This window comes from Bacteroides pyogenes DSM 20611 = JCM 6294 (assembly GCF_000428105.1).
GTDB lineage: Bacteria > Bacteroidota > Bacteroidia > Bacteroidales > Bacteroidaceae > Bacteroides > Bacteroides pyogenes.
Window position 1 is genome coordinate 37,893 of record NZ_ATZH01000022.1, and the last position, 15,865, is coordinate 53,757.

Genomic DNA, 15,865 nt, shown 5'->3' on the forward strand with positions numbered 1-15,865 from the left:
GATATGTTTTTATTTTATTATTCCTGCGTTTTATCGGAAGATTCGAACCGGGACACGGGCTTCTCGAACCTCCGCCGGCACTCATTGCATACATACTCCCAATGATTGCTTCCCGGAGGAGCCTGCGACAGCAAAGAGAGCGCGGCTGCCGCAAACGCGCGTATCTTCTTTCCTTTCTTCAACACAAAGCGGATATGCAACGAGCCGCAATAAGGGCATAAAGTCAGCTCTTCTTCCCAGCTTTGGTTGTCTTTCAACACCTGTACGGCTTTGTCGTAATCTTCTTCGAGCACGAAAATGTCTACTCCGGCTATATTGCTTATGTAACTTTTCATCAACGTCGAGAAATTTTCGTTGTGCAGCAGCGATTCAATCCCTTCATTCCTCAGCGCTCCCTGAAGAATATGCGCCTGCATGGCATCGTTACAGGTGATCAGTTTCACGGTTTTCATACGTATACGATTGTTAGTTTTCACAAAAGTACAATATAAAATCATACGCAAAGATTTTTTTGTATTATCTTTGCACGATTTAAAAATAAAAAGAGAGATAACATAAAGAGAATGATTCTAATAGCGGATAGCGGATCTACCAAAACCGACTGGTGCGCGGTAGACCATGAAGGTATCGTAAAACGGATAAGAACTCAAGGGACGAATCCGTTCTTCCAGTCGGAAGAGGAGATTTGCGAAGAGATACGACAGAATTTATTGCCCCACTTGCCGGAGCGCCGGTTCGGGCACATCCACTTCTATGGGGCGGGATGCGCTTTCCCCGATAAAATCGACGTTGTGAAGCGGGCGCTCACTGCTCATCTGCAGGTGGAGGGTTCGATAGAAGTGAGCAGCGACATGCTTGCCGCCGCACGCAGCCTGTGCGGACACCGGGCGGGCATAGCCTGCATCATGGGCACAGGTTCGAACTCCTGCTATTACGACGGCACGGAGATTGTACAAAACGTATCTCCGTTAGGATTCATATTGGGCGATGAAGGCAGCGCTGCGGTGCTGGGGAAACTACTGGTAGGCAATCTGCTGAAGAATCAGATGCCTGCGGGGATGAAAGAGGAGTTCCTGAACGAATTCAATCTTACTCCGGCTGAGATTATCGACCGCGTCTACCGGCGCCCTTTCCCCAATCGTTTTCTGGCAAGCCTCTCTCCTTTCCTTGCCCGCCGCATCGCCGTTCCCGAAGTGCATCAGCTTGTTTTGAACAGCTTTAAAGACTTCCTGAAAAGAAACGTGATGCAATACGACCGGCGTAACTTGCCGGTTCACTTCACTGGTTCCGTCGCTTTTTACTACAAGGACGTGCTGGAAGAAGCCGTGCAGGCGATGGGCATGCAAATGGGGCAAGTGCTTCAAAGCCCGATGGAAGGCTTAATCAAATTTCACCGATCGGTTTGCCTGCCGCTCGAATCGTCCGTTTCCCGGATTTAAAGCGCGGGGAACGAACCTCGCGCACTTTCGGTTCCGACAAATCCAAACGACTATCAGAACTATCGGGACACTTCTTTTCAAACACGGCGGGCTTTGAAAAAAAGGCGGCGGGCTTTGAAATCAAACACGGCGGGCTTTGAAAAAAACACGGCGGGCTTTTTAAGCAAACATCATGTAGCCCAAACAGAAGCCCAAGAAAACGTTGCCGGGGACCTGCAAGCCTCAGGACGAACACGATGCAGTCCGAACGCAAGGTGGCAGGAGCATTAGAAGCAAACAATGAGCCGTTCGCAAAAACCGGAAAAGAAAGCATAACACACACGCGCCCGATTTTCGAAACGAAAAAGCAACTTTATCAGTAAGAAAAAGGCAGATATCTAACCCACATGGTGTATATATATGGCCACCACGGTAAGCATATATATACTCGGCACGGTATATCCATAGCCCGTAGGACACGAACAATTATACAGGGAAAACGGAATAAATAATTAAGCTGTTTCCATACACGAGATAAAACATTAAACATTTTCCATTTTATCGTACATTCATAGATAAATAGATAAAAAAGTAGGTATTTTTGGTAAAAATAGAGAATAATCAAGCGAAACTTTGTTTTTCTGCAACATTTTATATAACTTTAAAGGACCCGGAAAACTTAGAGATAAATCGTAAAACAAGTCCTGATTGCAGGCAAACGCTATGAGAATCGTATTTGAAATCAAAGAAAAACTGCCCGAGATTATCGAGGAAATCATGAACTCGCCCAAATGGGCTACCACCATCAGGGAAAAACTTCAGGGACGCACCACCGTAGCCATTCGTGATGAAGCCTACGGTTCGGAAGCTGTTATCGAAATCTACGAAAAGGAAATTGAAATCAGAACAGCATGGTCTAAGTATGTCTATCGGATATACATGGTCAATAACGTGGTGTGGTGCGAATATAACGGCGCTTATCGGGGATTGTTGGAACAAGTGCTTCTGCCTACCATTACGCCTAAGGAGAATCTCCTCGACTCTGAAGTGATAGAAAGCTCGCTATACGGACGCGAACACAAGAAGCTGAGAGAATATGCCGAAGACAACCTCAAACTGAAGCAATTCCGCCGCGCGAATTTCAACGAAGAAAGAAACGGTACGGCTTCATTCGATCATCCCAGAAAGGTATATGATGAATTTATCAAAGAAGATTACGTCATTACCACCCAAACAGAAGAATAGTGATACTCTGTTGAAAGTTTATCATCTCTCCGGTCTGCTCTACAGCGTTCAAGACAAGGAAAGGTAAGCCATTGTCTGCGCAAAAAACAATATTCATTCTTTTTTCATGCAAATGTATACGTAAAACAATGAATTTCAAGATAGGATTTTTATCTTTGCATGCAAAACAAACTTAATCATTAAACTCATAAAAAAGAATGAAAAAAACGATTCTTATTGCCACTTTAGGCTTACTCGGCTTGAGCGCAATGGCACAAGACACAAAAGAAAAAGAGGGTTTTGTATTCACAACGGTGAAAGAAAACCCCATTACATCCATCAAAAATCAAAACCGTTCGAGCACTTGCTGGAGCTTTTCGGGGTTGGGATTTCTCGAATCCGAATTGCTGCGTACAGGAAAAGGCGAATACGATTTATCCGAAATGTTCGTTGTGCACAAAACCATGCAAGATCGTGGCGTGAACTATGTACGCTACCACGGAGATAACTCCTTCTCTCCGGGCGGAAGCTTTTACGATGTAGTGTTCTGCATGAAGCACTACGGACTGGTTCCGCAGGAGGTAATGCCGGGAATCATGTACGGCGATTCGATGCACGTGCACAATGAAGTCGACGCAGTGGCCGAAGGATACGTAAAAGCCATCGCCCAAAGCAAACTTACCAAGCTATCGCCCGTATGGAAAAAAGGACTAAGCGCCATTTACGATACTTATTTGGGAGAATGCCCCGAGAAATTCACATACAAAGGGAAAGAATACACGCCGATGACATTCGCCGAATCATTGGGGCTGAAAGCGGAAGACTACGTTTCGTTGACTTCGTATACCCATCATCCTTTTTACACACAGTTCGCCCTCGAAATTCAGGATAACTGGCGCAACGGTTTATCGTACAACCTGCCGATAGACGAATTGATGGCTGTAATGGACAATGCTGTCAGAAAAGGCTATACATTCGCATGGGGAAGCGATGTCAGCGAAACAGGATTTACGCGCGACGGCATCGCCGTAATGCCCGACGCAAACAAAGGAGCGGAACTGACCGGATCGGATATGGCCAGATGGACAGGGCTGACCGCTACCGACAAGCGCAAAGAACTTACTTCCAAACCGCTGCGGGAAATGGAGATCACGCAACAAATGCGTCAGGAAGCTTACGACAACTGGGAAACGACCGACGACCACGGAATGCTGATCTACGGTATCGCCAAAGACCAAAACGGCAAAGAGTATTTCATGGTAAAGAACTCTTGGGGAACAAACAACAAATACAAAGGCATCTGGTATGCTTCGAAAGCATTTGTGGCTTACAAGACGATGAATATCCTCGTGCACAAGGATGCGCTTCCCAAAGAGATAGCCAAGAAGTTGGGAATCAGATAAACCGCTCCGCATTTCTATCCCCTCTTTCTATAAGACTATAAGAGAGTACTCCGCAAAAGGGAATCAAAACGATTGAGACATAAGAATTGAGGATGCGCCAAAACTAAACTGAGCACCCGGAAAACTTGCGGGTTGTAAAAGGCAAATATAAATAGCCCTATCAAACTTTATAAATAGCCCTATCAAACTTCATGTTGAGGTAATGATAGGGCTATTTTTATGCCAACTGAAGATAGTCCGAATTTCAGATTAGAAGCTCATCTTCGCTGTGCTTGGGCTTCGACATCCCCTCTATTTCTTTGGAGCCATGTGCCTGCTCCGCAACTTTCCGCCCAATATTTATTTCATAAAGACAGACCGAAGGCAAGCTCCGAAAAGGTCTGAAACGCATTTACCGATGAAAAGGAAACGGATTGCGGGAAGATAAAAAGGAAAGGCTTTTTGCTCAAAAATCTTAATCTTGTGCATTTTTTAGGCGGTTTCCTTGTCAGAACCAAGTGTTTGACTAAATTTGCACACTCATAGTTAACCGGATAGTTTAGATAGCAAGACAAATTACTACTACGCTACTGGCTGCTAACTCGTAGAAATACTAATACTAAAATTAATAACATGAGTTTGAAAATTGTTGTATTGGCAAAACAAGTTCCCGACACACGAAACGTTGGGAAGGATGCCATGAAAGCCGACGGAACTGTAAACCGCGCGGCGCTGCCCGCTATCTTCAACCCCGAAGACTTGAACGCATTGGAACAAGCGCTTCGACTGAAGGACGCTCACCCGGGGTCTACCGTAACTGTTTTAACGATGGGGCCGGGACGTGCCGCCGACATCATTCGCGAAGGACTCTTCCGCGGCGCGGATAACGGGTACTTACTGACCGACCGCGCTTTTGCCGGCGCCGACACACTGGCTACTTCTTACGCTTTGGCAACTGCCATCCGCAAGATAGGCAATTGCGATATTATCATAGGCGGACGTCAGGCCATCGACGGAGACACGGCTCAGGTGGGGCCGCAAGTAGCCGAGAAGCTGGGATTGACACAAATCACCTATGCGGAAGAAATATTAAAGGTAACCAAAGACCGCATCACCGTAAAACGTCATATCGACGGCGGAGTAGAAACCGTAGAAGGCCCGTTGCCCATCGTGATTACAGTGAACGGTTCGGCAGCTCCCTGCCGCCCGCGAAACGCCAAACTGGTGCAGAAGTACAAACATGCCAAAACGGTGACCGAAAAGCAGCAAGGCAATCTGGACTACACCGATCTGTACGACAAGCGCGATTATCTGAATCTGGTGGAATGGAGCGTAGCCGATGTGAACGGCGACCTCGCCCAATGCGGTTTGTCCGGTTCGCCCACCAAAGTGAAGAGCATTCAAAACATCGTATTCCAAGCGAAAGAGAGTAAAACCATCAGCGGCAGCGACCGTGACGTAGAGGAATTGATTGTCGAATTGCTGGCCAACCATACCATCGGTTGACAGCTGCCGGCAGGCAAATCGATTCATCAACTAAAATCAACCGGTCAATTTAAAAAAGAAAACATGAATAACTTATTTGTATATTGCGAAATAGAGGAAGGCATCGTTGCAGACGTCAGCCTCGAACTCCTGACAAAGGGCCGCTCACTGGCCAATCAGCTGAAATGCCAACTCGAAGCGGTGGCTGTCGGGAAAGACCTGAAAGATATCGAAAAGCAAATTCTTCCCTATGGAGTGGACAGACTCCATGTGTTCGACGGCGAAGGGCTTTACCCTTACACTTCCCTTCCGCACACTTCCATTCTTGTAAACCTGTTTAAAGAAGAAAAGCCGCAGATCTGCCTCATGGGCGCCACGGTAATCGGACGCGACCTCGGTCCGCGCGTGTCTTCCGCCTTGACCAGCGGGCTGACGGCCGACTGTACTTCGCTCGAAATCGGCGACCATGAAGACAAGAAAGAAGGAAAGGTGTATAAGAACCTGCTGTATCAAATCCGTCCGGCATTCGGCGGGAACATCGTAGCCACGATCGTCAATCCCGAACACCGGCCGCAGATGGCGACCGTCCGCGAAGGAGTAATGAAGAAGCAAATCCTGGCCGCCGACTACAAAGGCGAGGTGATCCGCCACGATGTAAAGAAGTTTGTTGCCGATACGGACTATGTGGTGAAGGTTATCGAGCGCCATGTGGAGAAAGCGAAGAACAACCTGAAGGGCTCTCCCATCATCATTTCGGGCGGATACGGCGTAGGCTCGAAAGAAAACTTCGACTTACTGTTCGAACTGGCGAAAGTGCTGAACGCCGAGGTGGGCGCCAGCCGTGCGGCCGTCGACGCAGGATTTGTGGAACACGACCGCCAAATCGGACAGACGGGGGTCACCGTGCGTCCGAAACTTTACATAGCCTGCGGCATCTCCGGACAGATTCAACACATTGCCGGGATGCAGGAAAGCGGAATCATCATTTCCATCAACAACGATCCCGAAGCTCCCATCAACACGATTGCCGATTATGTGATAAACGGAACGATCGAAGAGGTGGTGCCGAAGATGATCAAGTATTATAAACAGAATAGCAAGTAACGGATTATGGCAAATTTTTATACCGATATACCGGAACTCAAGTTTCACTTGAACAATCCGATGATGAAACGGATATGCGATCTGAAAGAGCGCAATTACAGAGACAAGGACGTATTTGATTACGCGCCGCTGGACTACGAGGATGCAGTAGACTCGTACGATAAGGTATTGGAAATCACCGGAGAGATTACCGGGGAGATTATTGCTGCCAATGCCGAAGGCGTAGACGTCGAAGGGCCGCACCATGCCAACGGAAGAGTGGAATATGCGTCGGGAACCAAAGAAAACCTCGACGCGATGGTGAAAGCCGGGCTGAACGGAATGACGATGCCGCGCAAATACGGCGGACTCAACTTCCCCATTACTCCGTACACGATGTGCGCGGAAATAGTGGCTGCCGCCGATGCCGGTTTCGGCAATATATGGTCGCTGCAAGACTGCATCGAGACATTGTATGAATTCGGGAATACCGACCAGCACAACCGTTTCATTCCGCGTGTATGCCAAGGAGAAACCATGTCGATGGACTTGACGGAGCCCGACGCCGGTTCCGATCTGCAATCGGTGATGCTGAAAGCGACGTATAGCGAGAAGGAAGGCTGCTGGTTGCTCACGGCGTAAAGCGTTTCATCACCAACGGCGACGCCGACATCCATCTCGTTCTGGCCCGTTCGGAAGAAGGAACCAGAGACGGACGCGGATTGTCGATGTTTATCTACGACAAGCGCCAAGGGGGTGTGAATGTGCGCCGCATCGAAAATAAGCTGGGCATTCACGGCTCTCCCACGTGCGAGCTGGTCTACAAGAACGCCCGCGCCGAACTTTGCGGCGAACGGAAACTCGGTTTGATTAAATACGTCATGGCATTGATGAACGGCGCCCGCTTGGGTATTGCCGCACAGTCGGTAGGACTAAGTCAGGCTGCCTACAACGAAGGGTTGGCTTATGCCAAAGACCGCAAGCAGTTCGGCAAAGCCATCATCGAGTTCCCTGCCGTTTACGACATGCTCTCTATCATGAAAGCCAAGTTGGACGCCGGACGCGCGTTGCTGTATCAGACAGCCCGCTACGTAGACATCTACAAAGCGTTGGACGATATTGCCCGCGAGCGCAAGCTCACTCCCGAAGAGCGTCAGGAGCAAAAGAAATATGCCAAATTGGCGGACAGCTTTACTCCGCTGGCAAAGGGAATGAATTCGGAATACGCCAACCAGAACGCTTACGACTGCATCCAGATACACGGAGGTTCGGGTTTCATGATGGATTATGCCTGCCAGCGTATCTACCGCGACGCACGCATCACCAGCATCTACGAAGGTACCACGCAGTTGCAGACGGTAGCCGCCATACGCTATGTGACCAACGGCTCTTACATCGCCACGATTCGCGATTACGAGGCCGTTCCGTGTTCTCCGGAGATGGAGCCGCTGCTTTCACGCCTGAAGAAGATGGCGGATAAGTTTGAGGAAAGCACGAACGCCGTGAAAGAAACTCAGGATCAGGAAATACTCGACTTCACCGCCCGTCGTTTGATGGAGATGGCTGCCGACTGTATCATGGCTCACCTGCTTATTCAAGACGCAAGCAAAGCCCCCGAACTGTTTGCCAAATCGGCGCACGTGTATCTGAACTACGCGGAGGCGGAGGTGGAAAAGCATGCCGGATTTATCAAAGGGCTCGACAAGGAAGACCTTGCATTCTACAAACGATAGCCGGGAGTTTGAGTTATCGCAAACCGAGCTTGACGGAAAAACTTCGGTTTTCGCAACGTAATGAAGCGCGGAACTAAAAAAACGCAGGCTCTGTATGATTGAAACAAAGCCTGCGTTTACTGCAAACAGAGGCTCTATCCGGCGCGGATAGAGCCTCTGTTTTTCACCGTTTCCATCTGCCGGCAACGCAGAACAGATTCTTGGCAAGAAGGAAGGCAATCTTCGTCCGCTACCGGTCTGCTTCTTCCCTTTCCCTGCTCCTGTAAAGCATGAGCTGCTTTCGAAGCGAGTCTATTTCACGTTGCATCTCCTCTATCCTGAGAAGCAAATGGTGGATAGCGTCGATACCTTCCATGTTAATGGAAAGGTCGTAATACATCCGGCTGTAACGTTCCACTTCCGGAAGCTGAGACAAAAGCAGATAATGCTCTCCGCCTTCGATGCGTGTCTCGATCAACCCGCCTTCCCTCAGCATATCAATAAACGAAGGCTCGATGTGGCACTTCTGACAATATTCACTGACAATGATCAATTCGGTCTGCATAGCGTTTCATTCTTTTTTAGTTCATAGCCTGCAACTGGCGGAATAATTCTTTCTGTTTCTCGGTCAGGTTGGTAGGAATCCCGACAGAGTAAGTCACGATCAAATCGCCCGTTTGCCCTTCTTTCTTATAAACCGGAAAACCTTTGCCCTTCAGGCGAACTTTCGTTCCGCTCTGAGTCTCCGGTTTTACCTTCAGTTTCACTTTTCCGTCGAGCGTGTCGATTACCGTATCGCCGCCCAACACAGCCGTATAGAGGTCGATTTCGACATCTACGTACAAGTCGTCGCCCAGTCGTTTGAACACCGGATCAGCGGCAATGACGAACGTGATGTACAAGTCGCCCGCAGGACCTCCGTTTATTCCTTCGGCTCCGTAGCCTTTCAATTTGATGACCTGACCGTCGGCTACCCCGGCGGGAATGGTGATACGCACCTGCTTGCCGTTGACAGTCAGTATTTGTTTATGCGTGCGTGCAGCGTCGCGAAGCGAGAGATGAAGCTCGGCAGTATAATCTTGCCCGCGAAATCCTGCGGCGCTTCCGTCTCTCTTACCACGGCTTCCGAACATGGATTCGAAGAAATCGGAAAATCCCCCGGCATTGTTTCCCTCGAATCCTTCGCCTCCGGACGAATACCAGTAAGTTCCCTTTCCGTCCGTAAACCCTCGCGCCCCGCTGCCGAAACCGCCGAAATCCCGGGCACTGCCGAAGCCGCCGGCCTCTTGCCGGGCTTTCTTCTGCGCCTCAAACTCATCGGCATGCTTCCAATGCTCGCCGTATTCATCGTATTTCTTGCGCTTTTCGGGATCGCTCAAAACCTCGTTGGCCTCATTGATCTGCTGGAACTTATCCTTTGCGCTTGGGTCGTTGGGATTCAAATCGGGATGATATTTGCGGGCCAACTTACGGAAAGCCTTCTTTATATCACCTTGCGAAGCGGTTTTCTCCACCCCAAGAATTTGATAATAATCTATATAAGCCATATCTAATGTTATTTAATCGTTCACGCGATATATGCAAATAACAAGCCAATCAGCAGTTTAGATGCGGCTTTTAGCACTATTTAATGCTATTCCTCCATCCGGCACATCCTTATCAGACGACTTTTATGACAGCAAGAAGAGAGGCGCGGCTGCTCTTCTTTCCCACAAAAATCAGCATGAAGTACGGCTTTGTGATAAAAAAGCGGCAGGGTTGCCAGACTTATTTCTCCAGCAACATTCGCATGAGGCAAGGCTTCGCGACAACAAAACGGAAGGTTGGCCGGACTCCTCCTCCAGCAACATTAGCATGAGGCAGGGCTTCGCGACAACAAAACGAAAGGTTGACCGGCAGGCGGATCAATAACGGATTCCTTTCTGTTGCAGCATCCGGAAATCTTCCTTCCGCATTCCCAGATATTGCAGCGAACGAGGTTCGTTATGATCGTTCAGATACACCCTCGGCTTCATCGTATAGGCAGTACTTGCCACAGACAGCGAATCGCTCCGGTAAGGAGTCTCTATCCCGGCAATGTGGAGCATGGTGGGAAAGAACGAACTGCTTGAAGAAACGTCTTTCAGGCGGTTGTCCGCCAAAGCAGTCCACTTGGCGGGATAGGCCGCCCGGTAGCTTTCCGACATCCAGACAAGGAAAGGTACATGCAGCTGATAGTAAGAAGGAACGGGAGAGGCATGTAGGAACAGCCGGCGGGAATCATCGAAAACATCCTCGCCGTGGTCGGAAGTATAGAGCAATGCCGCGTCGACACGCCGATGCTCCAACAACCCGATCAGGCGGGATAAGAACCTGTCGGTATACCGGATGGTATTGTCATAGGCGTTGATGAGGTTCGAACGGTATTTCACTTCGGCATCCACAGGATGATCGGGAGTAAAGAAAGCCTCATCGGCAGCATAACGCTCGCGGTAATTGAAATGCGAACCGTACGTATGAAGCAAAATAAACTGCTTCTTTGCGCCTTTGTCCAGCTCACGCTTCACCATTTCCAGAAGCACGTCATCCGAAGGATTGTATGCAATACCGGCATTCGCTTCCTCTTTCACAAAGACGGAAGTGTCGGCTTCCATGCCGAAGAAGTCGATGAACGAATGGTTGTAACGCTGATTGGAGAAAAATGCCGTGCGGTATCCCGCCTCTTTGAAAGCGGTGACAATGCTTTTCTGCCGGTAGATCGAATCATAGCTGTGTGCCGTGACGGACGAAAGCAACATGGGTACGCTCTTGTGCGTGGTGTTCGATTCCGACAGTGCTTTAGGGAATGCCGCCAAGCCTTCGCGGCGGGAAAGCAACGGATTCGTCTCACGTTCGTATCCGTACAATTGCCAGTTCAAGGCGCGCGCAGTTTCGCCCACCACCATCACATACACCTCATTTTCATCTTCAGGGTGTGTCGATCGGGCATGGAAAGTGAACGACTCCGACGTCCGGTGATAGTTCTTCGTCCGGACATTCCGCTGAAAAGCAAGCCCGATATTATAGCATACGTTCACGGGATACAAGTCCGACTGCGGTTCATACCTCTCATCCTGAAGATAGGCTCCGCCGAGTGTCAAGAGCGAAACGCAAAGAAGCAGCAAGGCCCGTCTCCGCCCGCGGCTTATGAACGCAGCCGGCAGCCGGCGTTTACGGACCATAGAAACAGTTCCCAATACCAAAGCGGGCACATAGAGTATCACCACCATCACAATGGCAGGCAGAAGATTGTTCAGAAGCTCCATCGCCTCCGTCGGATTGGTAGTCATCAGATTCAGGAACATATCCACGGCGATAATCGACTGCCCGAACAGGTAGAGCAACACAAGCTGGAAAGCTCCCAGAAAAACAAACGGGAACAGCAACCAAAACGTTCTGCCGCAATTGCGCGACAAAGTCATCACCAAATAGTAACACGCAAACGGAAGCAATACGTTGCACAACTTCGCCATCAAAGGCAACGGCTCTGTAAAGCAAAGCGCGATGTTGGGCGTAATCAAAACGATCAGAAACAGATAAAACAAATGCTCCTGACTTTCGAACCGTTTTTTTATCTTCTTAAAAAGCTTCATTGACATTAAATATAAATCCGGTTTGATGCTTGCCAAACCCTAAATCCAAACGTACATTCACTCTTTTCTTAAATTCCCACCGATAGCCTATGCCGTAATTAGGCAGCACGTGCCCGGCAAGCAAACCGGAAAATGCGGGAAAAACGGTTCCCGCCCCCATCCACACCGCTACTCCATTCCGTTTCCATACATGCTGGCGAAGCTCGATTTGTGCATCCATCGCGCATTTGTCCCGATAGCGACCTTCGTAGTATCCGCGCATGGAATAGGCGCCGCCCAGCGTTGCCATCAGTCCCCACGGAACCTCTCCATAGTTCAATTGGGTGTGGAATTGCCCCGCCACCACTCCTCCTTTCCATACAGTATGATAAGAACAAGCCGTAAACTCGGTACTTCCGAAAGCGTATTTACTGCTTAGAAACGACGGACTGATCCGTTGGTCAATGCGCAGATAATATCCTTTGTAAGCATTGGTCAGAAAATCGCGGGAGTCATAAAGAACGGAGAGTCCGAAACCGACGTTGGTGGTACGCAGATCCATTCCTTCCAGCAATTCTTCCTTCTCAAAATCCCGTCCGGAGACATGGTCGAATACAATCATCGGTCCCAGATACAGCTTTTTCGATATCCGAAACATAAAGTCTGCCCTCACCTGAGCCTGCAAGCGTTTGTATTCGCTTTCATTCTCCGAGTTCGCTCCGTGTTCGTAGCCCCTTCCCCAATAAAGTCCGGGAAAAGAATAGAAATAAAGATTATAATTCAGGCGGTAGTTATCATGCGGAAACAAATGGTTGCCTCTCACTCCCAAAAGATAATAGCCTATTGTGGAGACATCGCCATAGAATGAAATATTGGAAGGAGGAAGAATCGTATCGTTGCGGTCGGTATGGTACAAGCCGGCTGCTACCATGCCAATCCCAAATTTCGTATCACCGGAATAATGAGGACCGGCTATCACGCTAAAATCGAACGCTTTATCTTTTTTCTCCTTATTAGCTTCCTCAAAATAGTCGAACAGTCTTCGTAAGGGGCCATATTTTGTCATAACCGTGTCCGATATGCTTTTCCCGTCAACGCACAACGGATACTCGGACGGAACAGAATTAGCTGACGCATGTATAGCCGCTTGCCCCCAAATAAGTAATACAGAAAGTATTTGTTTGTTTAATCTAATACCCATATCAAGAAATAAGAAGACCACTTTAAGCATACAAAGTTAGTTTGAAACTTCCTATCACAATCATATTACGGATATTTTAGCATCTCCTTTCCCCTTTTTTAACTTTTCAGATTCAACCAAGCGCAGCATCAGCCGATATAGATATTTACATACAGGTAAAGGTAAAGATCGTCATCATTCTGATAAATCTCTATTTTATCTTCGCGAGCCAACCAGCCTATGGCAGCCCCTAATGCCAAATCATCCAAGCCGGATGCCTTCTTCAGGGCAGCATAAGTCCACCTTTGATTATTACACAATAATTGCCAAACTTTTCCTGCATTAAAGCCTATTTCACTTTTATTCATAGTCAGAAAAATTAAAAGGTTAAGAAAAATAATTATAGAATACTCTATAAAAAAAGAACAAATCAGCATCATTATTAGTTTGTTCAATTACACTGAAAAGTTCTCAAAAAAGGCCTTTTAACATATTTAAAAAGGAAATACGGTAAGACAAAGAGACAAATAACAAACAAAGTCCGGAAAAGAGCGTCAATTTGAATAGATAAAAAAGATTTATCCGGAAAATAAAAAAGTAATGAAATAAAAGTTTGATTATCTTGCTCTCTAAGCTATTTTGACCTTTTATTTACTGAGACAAGACAGGAGGATAAGCAGGCTGAAAAAAACGTTGCGCGTTTGCAGGCAAACTAAAGCAAGGGAACTATCATGGTTGAAACCGGCAAATTAAAAATAAGGCTGCCTCAAAGTACACGATGAGGCAGCCTGTTTCTTTGTTTAATTAAACCGCAGGGGCGATATTACATCATTCCGCCCATGCCTCCCATTCCGGGAGCGCCCATCGGCATTTCGGGTTTATCTTCTTTCTTCTCTACGATGACGCATTCCGTAGTCAGGAACATTCCTGCGATAGAAGCTGCGTTTTCCAAAGCCACGCGAGCCACTTTGGCAGGGTCTACCACTCCCGCCGCATGAAGGTTTTCATAAACGTCGGTACGTGCATTGTATCCGAAGTCGCCTTTTCCTTCACGAACTTTCTGCACCACTACGGCGCCTTCTTTGCCTGCATTGGCCACAATCTGGCGGAGAGGCTCTTCAATGGCGCGTTTGATGATTTCGATACCGGTCGTTTCATCGGCATTCTCACCCTTCATTCCGTCGATAACATCGATAGCGCGGATGTAAGTCACACCGCCACCCGGCACAGTACCTTCTTCGATAGCCGCGCGAGTCGCACGCAACGCATCGTCCACACGGTCTTTCTTTTCTTTCATTTCCACTTCGGAAGCGGCACCCACGTAAAGAACCGCTACGCCACCCGACAGTTTGGCCAAACGCTCTTGCAGTTTTTCACGGTCGTAGTCGGATTTGGTTGCGCCGATCTGAGTCTTGATCTGCTCGCAACGTTCTTTGATGTTCTGTTTCTCACCGGCACCGTTCACAATTGTCGTATTGTCTTTCGATACCGTCACCTTGTCGGCTGTACCCAACATTTCGAGTGTAGCCTGTTCCAGTGTCAGACCTTTTTCTTCGCTGATTACCACACCGCCGGTCAAGACAGCGATGTCTTCCAGCATTTCTTTACGACGGTCGCCGAAGCCCGGAGCTTTCACTGCACAGATCTTCAACTGAGAGCGCAGACGGTTTACAACCAAAGTTGTCAACGCTTCGCTGTCTACATCTTCCGCAATCACCAACAGAGGACGACCCGACTGAACGGCAGGCTCAAGGATAGGCAGAAAATCTTTCAGGTTCGAGATCTTCTTATCGTAGATGAGGATGTAAGGTTTTTCCATCTCACATTCCATCTTCTCGGTATTGGTCACAAAATAAGCCGACAGATAACCGCGGTCGAACTGCATGCCTTCTACCACACCGATGGTAGTATCCGTTCCTTTCGCTTCTTCAATGGTAATTACACCATCTTTGGAAACCTTACGCATTGCGTCCGCAATCAGTTTGCCGATCACCGGGTCATTGTTGGCAGACACGGTAGCCACTTGTTCAATCTTATCGTAGTTGTCGCCCACTTTTTCAGATTGCGCCTTGATAGATTCCACCACTTTAGCAACAGCCTTGTCGATACCGCGTTTGATATCCATCGGGCTGGCTCCGGCAGTAACGTTCTTCAAGCCTTCGGATACGATAGCCTGAGCCAGAACGGTAGCTGTGGTAGTACCGTCGCCGGCATCGTCTCCTGTCTTGGAGGCTACCTCTTTCACCAGCTGAGCGCCTGTGTTCTGATATGCGTCGGCCAAATCTATTTCTTTAGCCACGGTCACACCGTCTTTTGTGATGTGCGGAGCGCCGAATTTCTTTTCGATAATCACGTTACGTCCTTTCGGGCCGAGTGTTATTTTAACTGCATTTGCCAATGCGTCGACACCTTTTTTCAACTGGTCGCGGGCGTCGATATTGAATAATATTTCTTTTGCCATGATACTTATGTACGATTTTTATTATTTATGATTGATTTGATTATTAACCCAAGACTGCCAGTACGTCGCTCTGACGCATGATGAGGTATTTCGAACCTTCCACTTCGAGTTCCGTTCCGGCATATTTGCCATACAAAACCGTATCGCCCACTTTCAATACCATCTCTTCGTCTTTCGTACCGTGACCTACCGCCACAACTTCGCCTTTCAAAGGTTTCTCTTTTGCCGTATCGGGTATGATGATACCGCCAACCGTTTTTTCTTCCGCAGGTGCAGGGAGAATAAGCACTCTGTCTGCCAATGGTTTAATGTTCATAATGCTTTTGTTAT

The 15,865-nt window shown here is 48.2% G+C and carries 14 protein-coding genes and 1 pseudogene; 7 read left to right on the forward strand and 8 right to left on the reverse strand.

Annotation, left to right across the window (positions count from 1 at the left end):
* Positions 1–17: 17 nt before the first annotated feature.
* Positions 18–452: a putative signal transducing protein gene (locus C234_RS0106165; protein WP_027325053.1), complete on the reverse strand. Its 435-nt coding sequence runs from the start codon at positions 450–452 to the stop codon at positions 18–20.
* Between the two features lie 111 nt (positions 453–563).
* On the opposite strand from C234_RS0106165, the gene C234_RS15975 reads away from it, so the two are divergent.
* The 6 genes and pseudogenes from C234_RS15975 (at position 564) to C234_RS15980 (ending at position 8,325) form a co-directional block, all read left to right on the forward strand.
* Positions 564–1,439 carry an ATPase gene (locus C234_RS15975; RefSeq protein WP_051290180.1) on the forward strand — a complete coding sequence of 292 codons (876 nt, stop codon included), beginning with the start codon at positions 564–566 and terminating at the stop codon, positions 1,437–1,439.
* A gap of 702 nt (positions 1,440–2,141) precedes the next feature.
* Complete coding sequence (locus C234_RS0106180; protein WP_027325054.1) at positions 2,142–2,663, forward strand: hypothetical protein; 522 nt, start codon at positions 2,142–2,144, stop codon at positions 2,661–2,663.
* Positions 2,664–2,860: 197 nt separating this feature from the next.
* The gene (locus C234_RS0106185) at positions 2,861–4,045 is read left to right on the forward strand and encodes a C1 family peptidase (protein ID WP_027325055.1); all 1,185 of its coding nucleotides are present in this window, start codon (positions 2,861–2,863) and stop codon (positions 4,043–4,045) included.
* A 612-nt stretch (positions 4,046–4,657) separates the two neighbouring features.
* Positions 4,658–5,530 (forward strand): electron transfer flavoprotein subunit beta/FixA family protein, encoded by an 873-nt coding sequence (locus C234_RS0106195; protein WP_021645983.1) that lies wholly within the window; start codon positions 4,658–4,660, stop codon positions 5,528–5,530.
* A 63-nt stretch (positions 5,531–5,593) separates the two neighbouring features.
* The gene (locus C234_RS0106200; protein WP_021645982.1) at positions 5,594–6,613 is read left to right on the forward strand and encodes an electron transfer flavoprotein subunit alpha/FixB family protein; all 1,020 of its coding nucleotides are present in this window, start codon (positions 5,594–5,596) and stop codon (positions 6,611–6,613) included.
* Between the two features lie 6 nt (positions 6,614–6,619).
* A pseudogene (locus tag C234_RS15980) lies at positions 6,620–8,325 on the forward strand (acyl-CoA dehydrogenase family protein).
* Between the two features lie 229 nt (positions 8,326–8,554).
* Here C234_RS15980 and C234_RS0106210 read toward each other — a convergent pair.
* A complete protein-coding gene (locus C234_RS0106210) occupies positions 8,555–8,869 on the reverse strand; it encodes a chaperone modulator CbpM (RefSeq protein WP_027325056.1) in 315 nt (104 codons plus the stop codon).
* A 16-nt stretch (positions 8,870–8,885) separates the two neighbouring features.
* The gene (locus tag C234_RS0106215) at positions 8,886–9,851 is read right to left on the reverse strand and encodes a DnaJ C-terminal domain-containing protein (protein ID WP_021645978.1); all 966 of its coding nucleotides are present in this window, start codon (positions 9,849–9,851) and stop codon (positions 8,886–8,888) included.
* 61 nt (positions 9,852–9,912) lie between these two features.
* On the opposite strand from C234_RS0106215, the gene C234_RS0106220 reads away from it, so the two are divergent.
* The gene (locus tag C234_RS0106220; protein ID WP_027325057.1) at positions 9,913–10,215 is read left to right on the forward strand and encodes a hypothetical protein; all 303 of its coding nucleotides are present in this window, start codon (positions 9,913–9,915) and stop codon (positions 10,213–10,215) included.
* Here C234_RS0106220 and C234_RS0106225 read toward each other — a convergent pair.
* The 5 genes from C234_RS0106225 to C234_RS0106245 form a co-directional block, all read right to left on the reverse strand.
* Positions 10,209–11,915 carry a phosphoethanolamine transferase family protein gene (locus C234_RS0106225; RefSeq protein WP_027325058.1) on the reverse strand — a complete coding sequence of 569 codons (1,707 nt, stop codon included), beginning with the start codon at positions 11,913–11,915 and terminating at the stop codon, positions 10,209–10,211. The genes C234_RS0106220 and C234_RS0106225 overlap by 7 nt on opposite strands.
* Positions 11,902–12,960, reverse strand: a complete 1,059-nt coding sequence (locus tag C234_RS0106230) for a BamA/TamA family outer membrane protein (RefSeq protein ID WP_428829119.1) — start codon at positions 12,958–12,960, stop codon at positions 11,902–11,904. Before C234_RS0106230 ends, C234_RS0106225 begins: the two co-directional genes overlap by 14 nt.
* A gap of 263 nt (positions 12,961–13,223) precedes the next feature.
* Positions 13,224–13,442 carry a winged helix-turn-helix domain-containing protein gene (locus tag C234_RS0106235; protein ID WP_027325060.1) on the reverse strand — a complete coding sequence of 73 codons (219 nt, stop codon included), beginning with the start codon at positions 13,440–13,442 and terminating at the stop codon, positions 13,224–13,226.
* Positions 13,443–13,897: 455 nt separating this feature from the next.
* Positions 13,898–15,535, reverse strand: a complete 1,638-nt coding sequence (gene groL, locus C234_RS0106240; protein WP_021645973.1) for a chaperonin GroEL — start codon at positions 15,533–15,535, stop codon at positions 13,898–13,900.
* Between the two features lie 43 nt (positions 15,536–15,578).
* Positions 15,579–15,851, reverse strand: coding sequence for a co-chaperone GroES (locus C234_RS0106245; protein ID WP_027325061.1), 273 nt, complete (start codon positions 15,849–15,851; stop codon positions 15,579–15,581).
* Positions 15,852–15,865: the final 14 nt, after the last annotated feature.